The organism is Bacillus mycoides (assembly GCF_000832605.1).
In the GTDB taxonomy this organism is placed as follows: domain Bacteria; phylum Bacillota; class Bacilli; order Bacillales; family Bacillaceae_G; genus Bacillus_A; species Bacillus_A mycoides.
Map to the genome: position 1 here is coordinate 606474 of NZ_CP009692.1, position 17572 is coordinate 624045.

General features: G+C 36.8%; 16 protein-coding genes. 11 read left to right on the forward strand and 5 right to left on the reverse strand.

What is annotated here, in order from left to right; all coding sequences use genetic code 11:
• The first annotated feature begins 58 nt into the window (after window positions 1–58).
• Entirely contained in the window at window positions 59–997 is a 939-nt protein-coding gene (locus tag BG05_RS04980) for an ABC transporter substrate-binding protein (protein WP_033734345.1), read from the forward strand.
• Between the two features lie 145 nt (window positions 998–1142).
• Window positions 1143–2447: an HD domain-containing protein gene (locus tag BG05_RS04985; RefSeq protein WP_002130105.1), complete on the forward strand. Its 1305-nt coding sequence runs from the start codon at window positions 1143–1145 to the stop codon at window positions 2445–2447.
• A 39-nt stretch (window positions 2448–2486) separates the two neighbouring features.
• Here BG05_RS04985 and BG05_RS04990 read toward each other — a convergent pair whose 3' ends face one another.
• Window positions 2487–2672, reverse strand: coding sequence for a 2-hydroxymuconate tautomerase (locus tag BG05_RS04990; protein ID WP_001147171.1), 186 nt, complete (start codon window positions 2670–2672; stop codon window positions 2487–2489).
• Window positions 2673–2784: 112 nt separating this feature from the next.
• Between BG05_RS04990 and BG05_RS04995 the strand changes: the two genes are divergently transcribed.
• Both BG05_RS04995 and BG05_RS05000 read left to right on the forward strand, forming a co-directional pair.
• On the forward strand, window positions 2785–3459 hold the full coding sequence (locus tag BG05_RS04995) for a site-2 protease family protein (protein ID WP_002184501.1): 675 nt from the start codon (window positions 2785–2787) through the stop codon (window positions 3457–3459).
• 25 nt (window positions 3460–3484) lie between these two features.
• Window positions 3485–3994, forward strand: a complete 510-nt coding sequence (locus BG05_RS05000; protein ID WP_002016357.1) for a YwhD family protein — start codon at window positions 3485–3487, stop codon at window positions 3992–3994.
• A gap of 32 nt (window positions 3995–4026) precedes the next feature.
• Here BG05_RS05000 and BG05_RS05005 read toward each other — a convergent pair whose 3' ends face one another.
• Both BG05_RS05005 and BG05_RS05010 read right to left on the reverse strand, forming a co-directional pair.
• Complete coding sequence (locus BG05_RS05005; RefSeq protein WP_002184502.1) at window positions 4027–6078, reverse strand: transglycosylase domain-containing protein; 2052 nt, start codon at window positions 6076–6078, stop codon at window positions 4027–4029.
• Between the two features lie 100 nt (window positions 6079–6178).
• Window positions 6179–6904, reverse strand: a complete 726-nt coding sequence (locus tag BG05_RS05010; RefSeq protein ID WP_002184503.1) for a glycerophosphodiester phosphodiesterase — start codon at window positions 6902–6904, stop codon at window positions 6179–6181.
• A 150-nt stretch (window positions 6905–7054) separates the two neighbouring features.
• Between BG05_RS05010 and BG05_RS05015 the strand changes: the two genes are divergently transcribed.
• The 4 genes from BG05_RS05015 to speB all read left to right on the forward strand — a co-directional run bounded on the left by BG05_RS05015 (window position 7055) and on the right by speB (window position 10736).
• A complete protein-coding gene (locus BG05_RS05015; RefSeq protein WP_002016353.1) occupies window positions 7055–7462 on the forward strand; it encodes a MerR family transcriptional regulator in 408 nt (135 codons plus the stop codon).
• Window positions 7463–7467: 5 nt separating this feature from the next.
• Entirely contained in the window at window positions 7468–8631 is a 1164-nt protein-coding gene (locus BG05_RS05020; protein ID WP_002184504.1) for an MFS transporter, read from the forward strand.
• Between the two features lie 186 nt (window positions 8632–8817).
• The gene (gene speE / locus BG05_RS05025; protein WP_000424693.1) at window positions 8818–9645 is read left to right on the forward strand and encodes a polyamine aminopropyltransferase; all 828 of its coding nucleotides are present in this window, start codon (window positions 8818–8820) and stop codon (window positions 9643–9645) included.
• 218 nt (window positions 9646–9863) lie between these two features.
• Window positions 9864–10736 (forward strand): agmatinase, encoded by an 873-nt coding sequence (gene speB / locus BG05_RS05030; RefSeq protein ID WP_002016350.1) that lies wholly within the window; start codon window positions 9864–9866, stop codon window positions 10734–10736.
• Between the two features lie 440 nt (window positions 10737–11176).
• On the opposite strand, the gene BG05_RS05035 is transcribed toward speB, so the two are convergent.
• A complete protein-coding gene (locus tag BG05_RS05035; RefSeq protein WP_002184505.1) occupies window positions 11177–12214 on the reverse strand; it encodes a PTS sugar transporter subunit IIC in 1038 nt (345 codons plus the stop codon).
• A 234-nt stretch (window positions 12215–12448) separates the two neighbouring features.
• On the opposite strand from BG05_RS05035, the gene BG05_RS05040 reads away from it, so the two are divergent.
• Complete coding sequence (locus BG05_RS05040) at window positions 12449–12811, forward strand: YxeA family protein (RefSeq protein ID WP_002130097.1); 363 nt, start codon at window positions 12449–12451, stop codon at window positions 12809–12811.
• A gap of 25 nt (window positions 12812–12836) precedes the next feature.
• Here BG05_RS05040 and BG05_RS05045 read toward each other — a convergent pair whose 3' ends face one another.
• Window positions 12837–13877 (reverse strand): S66 family peptidase, encoded by a 1041-nt coding sequence (locus BG05_RS05045; RefSeq protein WP_003192597.1) that lies wholly within the window; start codon window positions 13875–13877, stop codon window positions 12837–12839.
• 148 nt (window positions 13878–14025) lie between these two features.
• Between BG05_RS05045 and BG05_RS05050 the strand changes: the two genes are divergently transcribed.
• Both BG05_RS05050 and argS read left to right on the forward strand, forming a co-directional pair.
• Complete coding sequence (locus BG05_RS05050) at window positions 14026–14463, forward strand: YwiB family protein (protein ID WP_002089794.1); 438 nt, start codon at window positions 14026–14028, stop codon at window positions 14461–14463.
• Window positions 14463–16133, forward strand: coding sequence for an arginine--tRNA ligase (gene argS, locus BG05_RS05055; RefSeq protein ID WP_002184507.1), 1671 nt, complete (start codon window positions 14463–14465; stop codon window positions 16131–16133). The genes BG05_RS05050 and argS overlap by 1 nt, the downstream gene beginning before the upstream one ends.
• Window positions 16134–17572: the final 1439 nt, after the last annotated feature.

Below are 17572 nucleotides of genomic sequence, written 5' to 3' on the forward strand. Positions count from 1 at the left end.
TCGTTTCTTATAGTTACATGCAAATTATAAGAGAAATACAGCTAGAAGGAGTCGGAATATGAAGAATTTTAAAATGGCACTATTAGCAATGGTACTAGTTGTTACTTCTGTACTATTTGCAGCTTGTTCTAACAAAGAAGAAGAAAAGAAAGCAGATGCGAAAACTGAAGAGCGCACTGTACAACACGCAAAAGGGGAAATTAAAATTCCTGCAAATCCAAAGAAAATTGCTGACCTTAGTGGTTCAACAGAAGAATTATTAATTTTCGGTATGAAACCGATTATTACTGCAAATACAACACAAGAAAAAATTGATTCACATATTGAGAAGAAATTGAAAGATGTAAAACCGGTTGGTTCTGCGTGGGGCGATAAAATTAACATCGAAGCAGTGGCTGCTGCAAAACCAGATTTAATTATTGTAAACAATCGTCAAGAAAAGATTTATGATCAATTATCTAAAATTGCACCAACAGTTATGTTAAAAACTCCATTAGACCAATGGCGTCCAAAATTCGAAGAAGTAGGTCAAATCTTAGGTAAAGAGAAAGAAACAAAAGAATGGTTCAAAAAGTATGATGAAAAAGCAAGCAAATTACATGACAAAATCGTTGCTAAAACTGGCGATGCAACATTCATGAAAATGGCTGCATATCCAAATGCATTCCGTGTATACGGTGACTACGGTTACGGTAGCGTAATCTTTGGTGATTTAAAATTACCAGCAGTTAAAGGTACACCAACTGATAAACCGTTAGTACAAATACAAAAAGAAGTTTTAATTGATTACAACCCAGATTACTTATTCGTATTTACAACTGGTGACGGTTCTCAGCGTCTAAAAGAATTCCAAGAAGAATCAATTTGGAAAAATATGAACGCTGTTAAAAACAACCATGTATTTACAATCAGTAATGAAGATGTAAACAAAGGATACTTCCCACTAGGTAAAGAAATGATCCTAGACGAAGTTACTGAGTTCATTTTAGGAAAATAATATATAAAGAAAAATCACCTTTGCTTTGGTAAAGGTGATTTTTCTTTATATAACAGGAATTAATATAGTCTTTCATTTCTTTCTGTTTCCTATATCGTTTATAATATATAGTAAGAATGCAGTAAAGAAAGGGGGATGTCGGAAAGTGGTATATTTAAACGACAAACTCAGCGAAACAAAAGTGTTTAAAGACCCAGTACATAAATATGTACACGTGCGTGATCGCGTTATTTGGGATTTAATCGGAACGAAAGAATTTCAACGCTTGCGCCGTATTAAGCAGCTTGGTACGACATTTTTTACATTTCACGGTGCAGAGCATAGTCGCTTTACTCATTCGTTAGGTGTATATGAAATTATTCGTCGTATGATTGATGATGTGTTTGATGGCAGACCGAACTGGAATGCTGAAGATAGATTGTTATGTTTATGTGCGTCATTACTTCATGATGTCGGTCACGGCCCATTTTCTCACTCGTTTGAAAAAGTATTTTCGTTAGATCATGAGAAATTTACGCAAAAGATTATCGTTGGTGATACGGAAATTAATCGTGTGTTAAGCCGTGTGGATAAGGATTTCCCGCAAAAGGTAGCAGATGTAATTGCGAAAACATCTACTAATAAATTAGCGATTAGTATGATTTCGAGCCAAATTGATGCCGATCGTATGGATTATTTATTAAGAGATGCATATTTTACTGGTGTAAAGTATGGGAACTTTGATATGGAACGTATACTGCGTGTCATGCGCCCGTACGGTAATCAAGTTGTCATTAAAAATAGTGGTATGCATGCTGTAGAGCATTATATTATGAGCCGTTATCAAATGTATTGGCAAGTATATTTTCATCCGGTAACACGTAGTGCAGAAGTAATTTTAACGAAGATTTTACACCGAGCTAAATCGTTGCATGAGAAGTATTATGCGTTTAAAAATCATCCTGTTCATTTCTATTCTTTATTTGAAGAAGAAGTAACAGTAGAGGATTATTTAAAGCTAGACGAGAACGTAATGTATTATTACTTCCAAGTATGGCAAGAGGAAGAAGATCCGATTTTAAGTGACTTATGCCGTCGTTTTATGAATCGAAATCTATTTAAATATGTGGAGTTTACAGATAAGCACGGTTTAGATAATTGGATGGAGCTAAGTAGCTTATTTAAAAAAATTGGACTAGACCCAGAGTATTATTTAGTTGTTGATTCAACATCAGACTTACCGTATGACTTTTACCGCGCAGGAGAAGAAGAAGAGCGTCTGCCAATCTTACTTCTTATGCCGAACGGGGAACTTAGAGAGCTTTCGCGTGAATCGGATATTGTTGAGGCGATTACAGGTAAGAAGCGAACGGATCAAAAGCTATTCTATCCGCATGATTTAATCTATGAAGATGGAAGAAAAGGAAAATATAAAGAGAGAATTATCGAGTTGTTAGAAGGAAAGAAATAAGAAGCAGCTAAGAGCTGCTTCTTATGAAAAAACTTGAAATTATTTGTCGCTTAAGCGTTTTCCGCCAACTGCATAATGGTTTTTAGACATTTCTTCGATGAAAACAACGATGTTTTCTTCAGGAGCACCAGTTGTTTCGCTTACTGCTGCTGTTACTTTCTCAGCAAGAGCTTTCTTTTGTTCTTCTGTGCGTCCTTCTAGCATTTTCACTGTTACGTATGGCATATATAATCGCTCCTTTTATGTAAGTTACACTCTTATTATAGCGGATTATGAGGAAGAACAATCGGAAAAACAAATAATTTCTTTTTTTGACATATTGAAGAGGAGATGAAGTATGGATCAGTTATTTAGATACCCATTGCAACAAATTCCGTTGGTAGCAATGGCGATTATTATTGCGCTATCTGTGCATGAATTTGCACATGCGTATGTTGCATATAAATTTGGAGACGATACAGCGAAAAAGCAAGGGCGTTTAACGTTATCACCGATGGCTCATTTAGATCTTATCGGTATGATTGCTGTATTAATTCTTGGATTCGGTTGGGCAAGACCCGTGCCTGTTAACCCATATAACTTTAAAAGACCGCGTCTTGCAGGAATATTAGTTTCTATTGCGGGACCGATAAGTAATCTTATCTTAAGTGCAATTGGTTTAATTATTTGGTATAGCTTAATAACATTTGGTGTGTTAGATGCGATGCCACTTGCAGTAGCAGATACGCTGGATCAATTTTTCCAAATTTTTATTATGCTTAATATTGTTTTACTTGTATTTAATTTATTACCAATCCCGCCACTTGATGGTTATCGCGTTGTGGAAGATTTAGCACCAGCAAATATTCGTGCGAAAATGACACAGTATGAAAAGTATGGATCAATTGCGTTATTAATTCTTGTTATTACACCGCTTAGCAATTACACAATTCAACCTATTTTCAATGTTGTTATTCCATATGTATTAGTATTTTTACAAAATATCATTGCGCCTATTTTCAGGCTTTTTTAATCATTAAGCGAGGAGGAGTTTACATATGACAGAGAAAAAGAAAAAAATCGGTTTTAATATCGTGAAAAATGATTCAACAGATGGACATGGTGGTTTTGGCGTTGGGGCATTAAGTTTAGAAAATATTTCTCCTGTATTTGTTGATGTATTAGAGAAAACTGCGTTCGTTGATATCGGTGCGATGCATGCGCGTAGTACAGTAGAAAAAGGAATTAAGTTTTTAACAAATAAAGATGAAGTTCCAAACGGAAAACCGTTTTGGCTTGTTTGGGTAACAATTGAAAGAACACCAAACGGTGCTTATTACGCAGGTGCAACAGCCTGTGAAATGACAGTTGATCGTGAAATTCGCCGCGGATATAAATCACTTCCAGAGCATGTAAATAAAATGGATAAATCACTAAAGCGTCACATCATGATTGATCATATGGATGAATCATCTAAAAAAGTACTTGGTACATTCTTAAAAGAGCATAATGAAGCAATTTGGAACGAATCTAGTGAAGAATTGCGCCACGCATTATTAGGCGAATAAAAATAGCTGACGGATTTCCGTCAGCTATTTTTTTACCACGGGAGATATTTTTTCCACCAACCCGTCTTTTTCTTCTCTTCACTAACCTTTTCGAACTCTTCCTTATCATCAACGTGATCCATACAATACTCTGTTGGCTCTGTACCTTTTGCGAAATACATTTTCACAGAAATGGGACAATTTTTTGTAGCAATCTTACCGTTTTCAGGATTAACATCGACTGCAACAACATCTGCTGGTTGTTTGAACTCTTGTTTAGGCTGTCCATCTAATCCTTTTTCCATTGTATCGGTCCATATTTTTTTTGCGTATCCTTGTTCTGCTACGTTTGAAATGGATTTAGGTTGATCGTATCCAATCCAAACCCCTGTTACGAGCTGCGGGGTAAATCCAATCATCCAACTATCAGTTTCTGTAGAACCAGACTTTCCAGCATATGTTCTTGATAGTTTTGATAACATCGATTGACCGGTCACAGCGGCATAACTGCTTAGTTTTTTATTAAACATGCCTGCCATCATTTCTTCCATCACAAAGGCTTTGCTTTTATCTAGAACTTGTTTACTTTCTAAATGAGCGTCGTATAGCATATTTCCTTCATGATCAACGATGCGCCTTATAAAGATTGGTTTTACTTCTTTCCCGCCGTTTGCAAACATGCTATAAGCATTGACCATTTCAATTGGTTTTACAGGAGATGTGCCGAGAGCAAGAGACGGAACATCTTTTAATGCGCTAGTAATACCGAATTGCTTCGCTGTTTTTGTAAGAATGTCTTCACCTAAAAATAGATTTGTCTTCACAGCATATACGTTATCAGAAACAGCGAGTGCTTGTGCCATTGTCACAAAGTCGTCTGCATAATAGTTTTTATAATTTTTCGGTTTATATTTGGAAACACCGTCACCTAAAGTGAATATAGTGTATTCGCTTTTTAAGCGTGTGGCAGGGGTGAATCCTCGTTCTAAGGCTGCATAATATAAGAACGGCTTAAATGTAGACCCGGGCTGACGAGCGGCTTGTGTAGCCCTGTTAAATTGACTCGTATTATAATCAGTTCCACCAACAAGGGCAGCCACTTCACCCGTTTTTGGATTCATAGAGACGAGGGCAGTTTGGATGTTTGTTGTTTCAGGTATATGATTTTTTACAGCTTGCTCTGCTACAGATTGTAATTTAGGGTCTAGCGTTGTATAAATACGTAAGCCACCTCGCTGTAAGGCTTGCTCATCTAATCCGATATCACGAAGAAGAGAAGCTTGTACAGCATCTTGGAAATAAGGCGCGACCTCTGCCACTTTTTTCGTATCTAATGAGGCGAAAGTTAGCGGTTCCTTTTTTGCCGAGGCAGCTTGCTGTTTTGTAATATAACCTTGTTCTACCATTTCATCTAGTATGAGAGATTGACGCCCTTTAGCACGCTCTTCTTTTAAAAAGGGAGAGTAGAAGCTAGGTCCTTTCGGAATGCCTGCGAGCATACTAGCTTCCGCTAATGTTAATTCTTTTGCAGTTTTATCGAAATACAGGCGAGAAGCAGCTTCGATTCCGTAAGCACCATGCCCGTAATAAATTGTATTTAAATATCCTTCTAAAATATGATTTTTATTATAGTTCACTTCAAGGCGAACGGTATACATTGCCTCTAATAGTTTACGCTTCCACGTTTTATCATGATCTAAGTATAGGTTACGAGCATACTGTTGTGTAATAGTACTAGCACCTTGTACTTTTGCCATTGCTTTTAAATCGGCAACAATGGCACCAACAATGCGCTTTATATCAAATCCATGATGTTTGTAGAATCGTTGATCTTCAATAGATAGTGTTGCCTCTTTTACATAAGGAGAAATTTCATCAAGAGATACATTATAGCGCTTTTGTGTTTCATTACTTTGCCCTATAACAGTGTCATCATTAGCGTAAAAGACACTCGTTTGCGGCACTGCAACAGGGGGAGGCCCCATAATTTTTGCAGCTATAATGATAATAAAAAAGGAAAAAACGAAAAAAAGAACACAAGAAAACATTACGGTGAAGAAAAGACGTTTATATTTTTTAAGTTTTGGATTCATAGTTTGATCCATCTTTTTCAGCCCCTCATTAATACAAGCATTATTGTATTAGTATTGAGGGTTTTCGTTTATTTTAAACAATGAAATTTTGAAAACAAAAAAGCCCCTTCAATTAAGAAAGGAGCTCAAAGGCACGTGCTGGCCAATCGGTAATGATGACATCTACACCATAGTCAATCATAGTTTGTAAATCTTTATATTCATTAATGGTGTAAGGACGAAAAACGTATCCTTGCCCCTGTGCTAATTGGACAAACTCTTTCGTTAATAATTGAAAGTTTGGATGTAATCCAGTCGCCTCGCGCCTGTTTGCTTCAGCAATAGGATCTGCAAGTGGTGTATCGTACAAAATCGCTCTTGGAATTTCTGGAGCAATTTCTGCTAATAATGAAACGGAATCGTGGTTAAATGATGAAAATGCAATTTGATTGGATAGATGATATTCACGAACAAGAGCAACAACTTTTTCTTCAATATTTGGATAATGAAGAACATCTGTTTTTAATTCAATGTTAAGTTGTAAATTTGTTGTAGAGAGCCAAATAAATACTTCTCGTAATGTTGGGATTTTCGCCTCATGGAAAGAAGGATCTTTATGGCTACCAGCATCTAAAGCTTGTAATTCCTCTACAGTTTTCTCAGAAACAAGTCCCACGCCATTTGTTGTGCGGTCCACCGTTTCATCATGAATAACAACTAGTTCACCATCTTTTGATAGATGAACATCAAGTTCAATTCCGTGAGCCCCAATGCGTTCAGCCTCTTGGAAGGCAATCATCGTATTTTCTGGGTGTGTTCCTTTTACCCCGCGATGAGCGAAAATAAGTGGTTTATTCATGTGGAAATCTCCTTATCATCTCTTTTCTTTCATTATGAAACTGCTTTGAGAAAAATACAATTCATATGACAAACATTTACAAAAGTATAACAGTTGCACAAAAGTTAACGTTAACGTAAAATGTAATAATCAGTGAAGGGAGGAATACACATGTATAAAATTGATGAAGTAACAAAGCAAGTTGGTTTAACAAAGCGTACACTTCGTTATTATGAGGAAATTGGTTTAATTCATCCCCCAGAACGCAGTGAAGGGAACATTCGCCTGTATACAGACGAGGACATTGCGAGAATTAAAAGGATTGTGGAAGCGAAAGAAGTACTAGGAATTACGCTTCAAGAAATGCAACATTTCTTATCGTTAAAAGAAAGAATGGAACAAAGAAGAAATAGTGAGAATCCGCGTGACCGTGAAGTGATTCAAGAAATTAAAGAGATGCTTGAAAAACAAGTGCAAACGTTAGACGAAAAAATGGAGCAAATGCAGCGTGTTAAGGCAGAGCTAGAGGATAGTTTAAGCCGTGCAGTTACATTTTTAGAGAATACAAAAGGAGAGTAATCAAAATGGAGAGCAAACAAAAATTAGGGAGATTGATTACAGTGGTGGCTACCTTCCTTGCCTTTTCAGGTATAGGAGTAGTCGACCCAATTTTACCAAGTATTGCTGAACAAATTGGTGCTTCGCATTGGCAAGTCGAGATGTTATTTACAGCATATATTTTAACGATGGCAATTATGATGTTACCAGCTGGAATATTTGCATCAAGATTTGGTGATAAACGAATGATGACGATCGGTCTTGCGATTGTAACTGTATTTGCATTTATATGTGGTATATCGCAAACGATTGCTCAATTATCTCTTTTCCGCGCGGGGTGGGGATTAGGAAATGCGATGTTCTTCGCAACGGCGATGACATTATTAATTGCATTAAGTAAAGAAGTTCATGAAGCAGTAGGATTATATGAAGCAGCTATCGGTTTAGGGATGGCAGGTGGCCCATTGTTAGGTGGTATATTAGGTGGACATTCTTGGCGTTACCCATTTTTTGCGACGAGTATTTTAATTTCTTTAGCATTTATTTTAGTTTTCTTTTTTGTAAAAGAACCGGAGCGAAAAGTGAAGCGTAAAGCGGCAGGCGTAGGAGAATTACTTAACCTGGTGAAGTATAAACCGTTTATGCAAGGTGCTATTTCGGGAATGTTATACTACTACGGATTTTTCGTCGTGTTAGCATATTCACCACTTATTATGCATTTATCTGCTATTCAATTAGGATTTGTATTTTGCGGATGGGGATTAGCATTAGCTTACGGATCAGCAATTTTAGCGCATAAGCTAGAAGGTAAATATGAACCAAAAACATTGTTAAAAGGTAGTTTACTCGTATTTGCGATTTTCTTAATTGCACTATTCTTCGTTAAAATTATGTGGTTACAAATCGTGTTAATCGTCCTATCAGGATTAGCATCAGGCTTAAATAACGCGTTATTTACAAGTTATGTAATGGATATTTCACCTTATGAAAGATCTGTTACATCAGGTGTTTATAACTTCGTTCGTTGGTTAGGAGGCGCGATTGCTCCAATTTTATCAGGAGTCATCGGTCATACAGTTTCACCACAAAGTCCGTTTTTAGTCGGTGGAATTGTTGTGTTAGTTGGTTGCGTAATGATCTTAATTCCGATTCGTAAACCGGTAGAAATAGAGACACAAACCCTTTCTTAAGAAAGGGTTTTCTTTCCTATTACAGAGCAATCCCTTTTCACATATATGTTAGAACCCTCTGACTAAAATATATTTTCGGTATTTTTGTACTTTTAACTATACTTTTTGGATGTTTTGTTTTATTTTTGTTAGGGGACATTAATGATGTCCCTATTATAAATTTGCATTGAAAGGCGTGATTGTACGATGGAACTATGGTTCACTGAAAAGCAAACAAAGCATTTTGGAATTACGGCGCGTATTAACCGCACATTACATACGGAGCAAACAGAATTCCAAAAACTTGATATGGTTGAAACGGAAGAGTTCGGAAACATGCTTATTTTAGATGGCATGGTTATGACAACAGAAAAGGACGAGTTCGTTTATCATGAAATGGTAGCGCACGTACCTTTATTTACACATCCAAACCCTGAAAACGTATTAGTAGTAGGTGGTGGCGATGGTGGTGTTATTCGTGAAGTATTAAAACACCCAAGCGTAAAGAAAGCAACTCTTGTTGAAATTGATGGAAAAGTAATTGAGTACTCTAAACAATACTTACCATCAATTGCAGGCGCATTAGATGATGAGCGTGTAGAAGTAAAAGTAGGAGACGGTTTCCTACACATCGCAGAAAGCGAAAATGAATATGACGTAATTATGGTAGATTCTACTGAGCCAGTAGGCCCAGCAGTAAACCTGTTTACAAAAGGCTTCTACGCTGGAATTTCTAAAGCGTTAAAAGAAGATGGTATTTTCGTTGCTCAAACGGACAACCCTTGGTTTACACCAGAACTAATTACAACTGTGTTTAAAGACGTAAAAGAGATTTTCCCAATTACTCGTCTATACACAGCAAACATTCCGACGTATCCAAGTGGACTTTGGACGTTCACAATCGGATCTAAAAAACATGATCCATTAGAAGTAAGTGAAGAGCGTTTCCATGAAATCGAAACGAAATATTACACAAAAGAATTACACAATGCAGCATTCGCATTACCGAAATTTGTTGGCGATTTAATTAAGTAAGAGCGTTAAATTGAAATAAATAAAGTGTAAGTAACTCATTTAAGGTGTTTGTCTAGAAGGCTTGAACATGCTAGTTACTTACACTGCTACAAATGAAGTAGTCTTCTTGTGATAACAAGAAGGCCCAGGTAAATCGAGAAAGAGGAGCAATGCGCTCCAAATTTGAGAAATAGTGAAAGGTTGGGATACCTTAAGTTCCACATAAGGAGGAAAAGAATATGCGTTTTGATGAAGCTTATTCAGGTAAAGTATTTATTAAAAGTCATCCAAGTTTTGAAGAGTCAGAGGCAGTTATTTACGGGATGCCTATGGATTGGACAGTAAGTTTCCGTCCAGGATCTCGCTTTGGCCCTGCACGTATTCGTGAAGTATCAATCGGTCTTGAAGAATATAGTCCGTATTTAGATCGTGAACTAGAAGAGGTAAAATATTTTGATGCGGGTGATATCCCATTACCATTTGGGAATCCACAGCGCAGCATAGACATGATTGAAGAATATGTAACAAAACTATTAGATGCCGGTAAGTTTCCACTAGGTCTCGGCGGAGAGCACTTAGTGTCTTGGCCAATTTTTAAGGCAATGGCAAAAAAATATCCGGATTTAGCAATCATCCATATGGATGCTCATACTGACTTACGTGAGTCATATGAGGGAGAGCCTTTATCCCACTCTACACCAATTCGTAAAGTGTGCGATTTAATTGGTCCGGAAAACGTATATTCTTTCGGTATTCGTTCTGGAATGAAGGAAGAATTCGAATGGGCAAAAGAAGTAGGTATGAACTTATATAAATTTGACGTATTAGAACCGTTAAAGGAAGTATTACCGAAACTTGCAGGACGCCCAGTCTATGTCACAATTGACATCGACGTATTAGACCCAGCTCACGCTCCTGGAACAGGAACATTAGAAGCTGGAGGTATCACATCTAAAGAACTATTAGAGTCCATCGTAGCAATTGCAAATTCAAATATAAAAGTAGTCGGAGCAGACTTAGTAGAAGTAGCTCCAGTCTACGATCATAGTGATCAAACACCAATCGCAGCAAGCAAATTCGTGCGGGAAATGCTGCTCGGTTGGGTTAAATAAAAGCGTAGGCAGCTCGCTCAGAATCGCAGGTCATTGGAACGCTCGACCAAGAAGCGCTTTTGGCTTCGAACGAGAGTGTGAAATGGCCGGGGATTCTAGCTGCTGTAGCTGGATAAAATAAAAGCGCAAGCGGCTCGCTCAGAATGTGAGGGGGATGGAGCTTCAGACGTAGAGGCGTTTTTTGCCTCGAAGGAAGAAGCGAAGCCACCGATCATTCTAGCCGCTGTAGCTGGATAAAGTAAAAGTGAAGCCGACTCAAAAAGTGTTTTGAGCCGGCTTCTTTTATTAATAGGTAGGTTATTATTGTCTTATTTAGTAGTTAAGTCGATATCCTTTGTCGAAACGTCGATATATGCGGAGTTGTGTTCAATATAATTTCACTTACCGTCATGCGACATAAAAAAGAGCTATTCTCAAACGATGAGAATAGCTCCCTTTCTTTACGCAACTTTCTCTTCCGAAGTAATTCCGCGAATTTCATCAGCAGAACGGATTGGATATTTGCGGAACACAATGGAACCGACGTATCCAATAATAGTGGTAACGATTCCACATAATACGGCAGCAATCGTTACTTTTATTACATCATTAAATCCGAACAGTACGAGAAGTCCTGGAATTGGTGATGCTGTCCCTGGTGCATTATTAACGAGCTGGAATAGCGACGTAATAATACCGGCAAGCGCACCGCCAACAAAGTTTGTCATATAGATAGGAATTGGATTTGCTGAGACAACATCGGCCTGTGTTAACGGCTCGATTGCCACGGCGATTGTATCTTTCTTTGAACAGATTTTTAGTCGTTTAAAGAAAATGAAGTTCATTGGGGCAGAAGCTGCTACGGCAAGACTACCAATTGCCATTGGTAAACCAGTTAATCCAAGCATTGCAGTTAGTGCCATAGAACTTAATGGAGATGTAGAAATAACTGTTATTAATCCACCAAGCATAATACCCATAATGATAGGACTTTCTGTAGTCGCAACTGAAATCATAGAACCGATTTTACCGAGTGTTGCGTTAACGAGTGGATCCATAAGCATGGCCATTCCACGTGAAATTGGTGCGGCAATACATAGAATTGCTAAAAATTCTACACCAGCTGGTAATTTATTTTCGAGAAATTTCACGACGAAAGCACAAACGTATCCAGCGAAAAATCCTGGTAAAATACCGAATCCACTAGTAGCTATACCGATTAAAACAGCGTATACGGGTGAGACACCGATTGCTAATGCGACTAAAATTGCCGCTGCGACACCGCTCATGCTACCAGAAGCTACTCCTACTGATTGTAAAAAGTCATTATGAAACATTTCTCCACCAATATAACGGTGAAATGCTTCAATAAGAAAACTTGCGATTGCTGCATTAGCTAAAGCGCCCATTGCTTTCATTCCGTAAGGCGCACGGTAACTGAAAAGTGTAAATAGACAAAGTACAACAAGTAATAGTGCTAAACCTTGCAAGATAGCCATTTGAAAATTGTCTCCTTTGATTTTTGTAATAAAAATTTGTATCATTCAATAATAATATAAAAGTTTGTTAAACGGAAAAAATTTTTATTGGGAAATTGCTGTAAGGTGAAAAACTCTTACAATAATGTAAGGAAAGTGTAAGGCATTTCGATAGAGTATAGTATGCCTTTTTTCGTATAATACAGGTATAGACATACGGCTAGTGAGAAAGAAGTGCAAACAGGAGGCGCATTTATGAAATTGGTAATTAAAGTTTTAGCTGTGTTCGCCATTATTTTAGGTGGAACAGCATATTATTTAAACACGAAAACAGAAGGTGTGCATGCTTTTGTAGACAACTTCTTTTCAAATAAAGAAATACAAGATTATTATGCTGTTATAGATAAAAGTGAGAAAAAAGACGATGAATATTTGTATACATTTAAAGGGTATACAGAAGATGGAAAGCTACAAGTTATTAAAAGAATGGTGAACCGTGAATTGCATACGGGTGCTTTTATAAAAATTTATGCAAAAGGTATGCAGGGAAAAGGATGGGCTGAAATCTCGAAAGAATCAATCCCGCAAAAAGCGTTGCAAAAAATAGAAAAACCATAAAAGGAGCGAATCGTTCGCTCCTTTTTTAGTGCGTTAAAATGGTGATAGCTGAACTTTCTTTATTAGAAATGATTTTTGCCCTTCCGCCAATTGGGAAAGTAAAAATAGGAGTTGTATGTCCGAAACTTGTATTTGCAATGATAGGTATATGTGTAAGTTCAGGCTTTGAAGCAATCATTTCTTGAATGTCTTCTATCGTACATTCTGCTCCTTTTTGCATTCGTCCTATAACAATGCCTTTTACATGTTCAAAGTCAGGTTGATGCATAAGAGAATGTAAATATCGATCAAAAGTTTTTAGGGTAGATTTTCCTGTTAAACTATCCTCTTCAAGAAATAAAATTTTGTCCTGTAAGCTTGGCATATATGGTGTACCTTGCAGTAAATTAAATGTGCTCATATTGCCACCAATAATATCTCCCATCGCTTCCCCTTCTTGAATTGAAACATATCCTTCATTTTTAATAAATTCTCGATTTTCTTGATCCATATACCAAGAGTCATCGCTCCAAGTTTCAGCTGGTAGTATTTCAATAGGTTCATGAGAAGTTAAGCACTTTAAAAAGTAATCGGTCGTATAATCGAGCCCTTTCTCCATTCCAAATGAAGAGAAGTGAGGACCTGAATATGTAACTAAGCCTGTTTTAGCATAAATCGCGTTACTTAAAGCGGTAATATCAGAATAACCGCAGAAAATTTTCGGATTTTCTCGAATTAAATCATAATCGAGATGTTTCAATAAACCATTAGAGTTGTATCCGCCAAGTGTCGTCAAAATGGCTTTTACATTAGGATCTCTAAATGCTTCGTGGAGGTCTTGAACTCGTGAAGAAATAGAAGAGGAAGCGAATCGATCTATCTCATCAGCATATTTTGAGAATGTAACTTGAAAGCCTATGTCGGTTAATCTTTTTATAGCAAGGTCTCTGTTTTCATTTGAGACAATACTTGAACTACAAGATGGTGAAATAACCCTTATTTCATCACCTTTTTTTAATTTTGTTGGTAGCACCAAATTCACCCCTTTAAATGAAAGAATATTTAGATTTAAAAAATATTTTAACATATGAAATAAAGTGAAGGTGAATTATTTTTTGAAAAGGAGTTTTCCTGATTTTTCAGCAGACAGACAGAGTCTTTTTTTGATATGATAGGAAAAGTGATTTATTATAAGTAGTATTTAATATCTATAACATTTGAAGGGTGTGCAAGACGTGAAGAAACAACTTGCAGGCTTGCCGGTACACGTTCATTTCGTAACAGAAATCCGTGAAGGGGCGAGGAAGGAAACCGTTGCTTTTGAAGCAAATGGTCAATACTATGTAAAAGGTCAAGGTACATATATAACATTCCAAGAGCCGAACGAACAAGGCGAAGTGAAAACAATTATTAAAATTCAAGATGAACAAGTTCTCATTATGCGTTCAGGTGCTATTTCTATGCGTCAGACGCATGTGAAAGGTGAATGGACAACTGGTACGTATACGAGTGAACTTGGTACGTTTGCATTGCAAACGAAAACTGATAACGTTCTTTTTAAATGGTCGGATGAAAAGAAAAAAGGACAACTCTTCTTAACGTACGCATTGCTTCTAAGTGAACAAGAAGCTGGCAGATATACAATTACACTTAATTTGAAGGAGGCAAAATAATGAATTCTTTAGAACAAGTAAAAGGATTGATTAAAGAAGAAATTCAAGCTGCTGTATTAAAGGCAGAACTAGCGACAGAAGAACAAATTCCAAACGTTGTATTAGAATCTCCAAAAGATAAAACAAATGGTGACTTCTCTACAAATATGGCAATGCAACTTGCACGCGTTGCGAAAAAAGCACCTCGTATGATTGCAGAAGACTTAGTTGCAAACTTCGATAAAGCAAAAGCTTCTATTGAAAAAATTGAAATCGCTGGTCCTGGTTTCATTAACTTCTACATGGATAATAGCTACTTAACAGACTTAATCCCAACAATCGTCAACGCTGGTGAAGCATACGGTGAAACGAATACTGGTAAAGGTGAAAAAGTACAAATTGAGTTCGTATCTGCGAATCCAACAGGTGATCTTCACTTAGGACATGCACGTGGTGCGGCAGTAGGTGACACTTTATGTAACGTATTAGCAAAAGCAGGATATGATGTATCTCGTGAGTACTACATTAATGATGCTGGTAACCAAATTCATAACTTAGCTCTTTCTGTTGAAGCTCGTTACATGCAAGCTTTAGGTTTAGAGAAAGAAATGCCAGAAGACGGTTACCATGGTGCGGACATCATTGGAATCGGTAAACGCTTAGCTGAAGAGTTTGGCGATCGTTATGCAAAAGCTGATGCAGAAGAAAGTTATGAATTCTATCGTTCATACGGTTTAAAATATGAGTTAGCAAAACTTCAAAAAGACTTAGAAAGCTTCCGTGTTAACTTCGATGTGTGGTTCTCAGAAACATCATTATACAAAAACGGAAAAATTGATCAAGCTCTTGCTGTATTAAAAGAGCGTGATGAAATCTTTGAAGAAGGCGGAGCAACTTGGTTCCGTTCAATGACTTATGGTGACGATAAAAACCGTGTATTAATTAAAAACGACGGTTCTTACACATACTTAACGCCAGATATCGCTTACCACCGTGATAAATTAGAGCGTGGTTTTGATAAGCTAATCAACATTTGGGGTGCTGACCACCACGGTTACATTCCTCGTATGAAAGCTGCTATTCAAGCGCTAGGTTACGATAAAGAAACACTTGAAGTAGAAATCATCCAAATGGTACAACTGTACCAAAATGGTGAAAAAATGAAGATGAGTAAGCGTACAGGTAAAGCAGTTACACTTCGTGAGCTTATGGAAGAAGTAGGCGTGGACGCAATGCGTTACTTCTTCGCAATGCGTAGCGGTGATTCTCATTTAGACTTTGATATGGACTTAGCTGTATCAAAATCTAATGAAAACCCAGTATACTATGCACAATATGCTCATGCTCGCGTATGCAGTATCCTTCGTCAAGGTGAAGAGTTAGGATTAGCTACAGGCGGAGACGTGAATTACAAACTTGTTACTTCTGAGAAAGAAGTAGAGTTACTGAAAAAACTTGGTGAATTCCCAGCTGTAGTTGCGGATGCAGCGCAAAAACGTCTGCCACACCGCATTACAAGCTATGCATTTGAATTAGCAGCAGCATTACACAGCTTCTACAATGCAGAAAAAGTATTAAACCAAGATAACTTAGAATTAAGTAAAGCTCGTTACGAATTAATGAAAGCAGTACGCACTACACTTCAAAATGCATTAGCAATCGTAGGAGTATCTGCACCAGAAAAAATGTAATAGACAAAAGAAAAGATACTTATTTTTGTTTAGAAGTGATATACAAGTTGATATAAAGACATCTGATCAGTCTATACACTGATTAGATGTCAAAGAAAGAAGATCAACGAAAAGACGTATGGGGAAGAACCTCACGTACGTCTTGATGAGGGTAAACTGAAATAAAAAAGAGATGGCAGAGCTGTCTCTTTTTTTTATTTCAGTTTTCTAATATAAATACATGTGACAAATATATGTTATGGTGATGAAGTGAAAATAGTAAAATACCAATTAACTATTGATTTTTAGGAACGATTCTAGAATAATAGACTGTTGGGGGTAAAATTATCAAAAATCCATATATGTATTATTAGTTGGTGGAATGTTACTAGGAAATGGTGTGATTGTTGTAAAAAACATTGTTACAGCTATGCCAAATACTAAAATAACAATTCATCTAACCAAGTATCTAACCAATTAGTAATTAATCTTGAAAACTTCCAGCTTAGTCAAGAAACTAGGGGGATATGTTTAAAATAGTACATATAGTACAATTGAAGTTTTCATGATTTGATAAAAAATAATGAAAGGATATAAATCTCTCGGTTTTGATATTATCATCATATATAAGCTCATTTTAATTCTTCGACATAGCCATGGAACCCATTAGGCAAAGTGTTTTTTCTCGACACTTATTTATATACTCCAAAAATGAAAAGGCTGAATTTCGTATTTCTATGCGATTTACATGAAATCAGTTGACAATCATACTCTTTTTTAGTTACCCCCAAATTCGGTCCACTGTATTCAAATTTGGAGAATATGACTATCATCTTGCATAGGCAAACAATACTTCATCCAGAGCGTTTTTAATTATATAATGCTGGCGGTGGAACGCTTCTTGTTCTACTTGTTTCGGTGTGTAGGTCGGCTGTGTAACTAAACACAAAAGGTTTTAACATATGGCCAATTTCACCGCAACTTATAATGGCAGAAAACGCATCTTCAATAACATCTTTTAGAATACGAGTATCCAAGTATGTTTCACAGTTCGAACTTTCCTTGGCTGATATGCTAATTTCGATTATAGATGGTACTTCTTGTTATTCTTTAGGAGGATAAGTAAGGAAGTTGACCAAATGCATATTTACTGTGAAGTAGCTAGGCCATACTTGTCGGTAACGAATTTTTCTGTATTTATAGGGCAAACGTTTGCGCTGAATATGAAGAAATTTCGAGAACTCTACGGCATAATAAGACGAAAGACTGTTATGAGTTTTATCGTGAGTGCTTTTCGAACTGTCTTCTTCTGACTTTAAAGTTATTCTATGGTCCGTTCATGTGTACTTGTAATTTGAATTTCTTTATCAAAATTTGTCCTGTATCTGTTTTTGTTAAACAGTATATACGAGAAATGAAATGTCAGGGGAATTAGACGAATCTATATAAGAGCCAAACTG

What these genes read in the sequence shown, in the direction of transcription:
- BG05_RS05035 (WP_002184505.1), bottom strand. Translation starts at nt 12,214, where the DNA reads ATGGCTATCTTGCAAGGTTTAGCACTATTACTTGTTGTACTTTGTCTA.
- BG05_RS05000 (WP_002016357.1), top strand. Translation starts at nt 3,485, where the DNA reads ATGACAGAGAAAAAGAAAAAAATCGGTTTTAATATCGTGAAAAATGAT.
- BG05_RS05040 (WP_002130097.1), top strand. Translation starts at nt 12,449, where the DNA reads ATGAAATTGGTAATTAAAGTTTTAGCTGTGTTCGCCATTATTTTAGGT.
- argS (WP_002184507.1), top strand. Translation starts at nt 14,463, where the DNA reads ATGAATTCTTTAGAACAAGTAAAAGGATTGATTAAAGAAGAAATTCAA.
- BG05_RS05005 (WP_002184502.1), bottom strand. Translation starts at nt 6,078, where the DNA reads ATGGATCAAACTATGAATCCAAAACTTAAAAAATATAAACGTCTTTTC.
- BG05_RS05045 (WP_003192597.1), bottom strand. Translation starts at nt 13,877, where the DNA reads ATGTTAAAATATTTTTTAAATCTAAATATTCTTTCATTTAAAGGGGTG.
- BG05_RS04995 (WP_002184501.1), top strand. Translation starts at nt 2,785, where the DNA reads ATGGATCAGTTATTTAGATACCCATTGCAACAAATTCCGTTGGTAGCA.
- BG05_RS04980 (WP_033734345.1), top strand. Translation starts at nt 59, where the DNA reads ATGAAGAATTTTAAAATGGCACTATTAGCAATGGTACTAGTTGTTACT.
- speE (WP_000424693.1), top strand. Translation starts at nt 8,818, where the DNA reads ATGGAACTATGGTTCACTGAAAAGCAAACAAAGCATTTTGGAATTACG.
- speB (WP_002016350.1), top strand. Translation starts at nt 9,864, where the DNA reads ATGCGTTTTGATGAAGCTTATTCAGGTAAAGTATTTATTAAAAGTCAT.
- BG05_RS05010 (WP_002184503.1), bottom strand. Translation starts at nt 6,904, where the DNA reads ATGAATAAACCACTTATTTTCGCTCATCGCGGGGTAAAAGGAACACAC.
- BG05_RS05020 (WP_002184504.1), top strand. Translation starts at nt 7,468, where the DNA reads ATGGAGAGCAAACAAAAATTAGGGAGATTGATTACAGTGGTGGCTACC.
- BG05_RS04990 (WP_001147171.1), bottom strand. Translation starts at nt 2,672, where the DNA reads ATGCCATACGTAACAGTGAAAATGCTAGAAGGACGCACAGAAGAACAA.
- BG05_RS05015 (WP_002016353.1), top strand. Translation starts at nt 7,055, where the DNA reads ATGTATAAAATTGATGAAGTAACAAAGCAAGTTGGTTTAACAAAGCGT.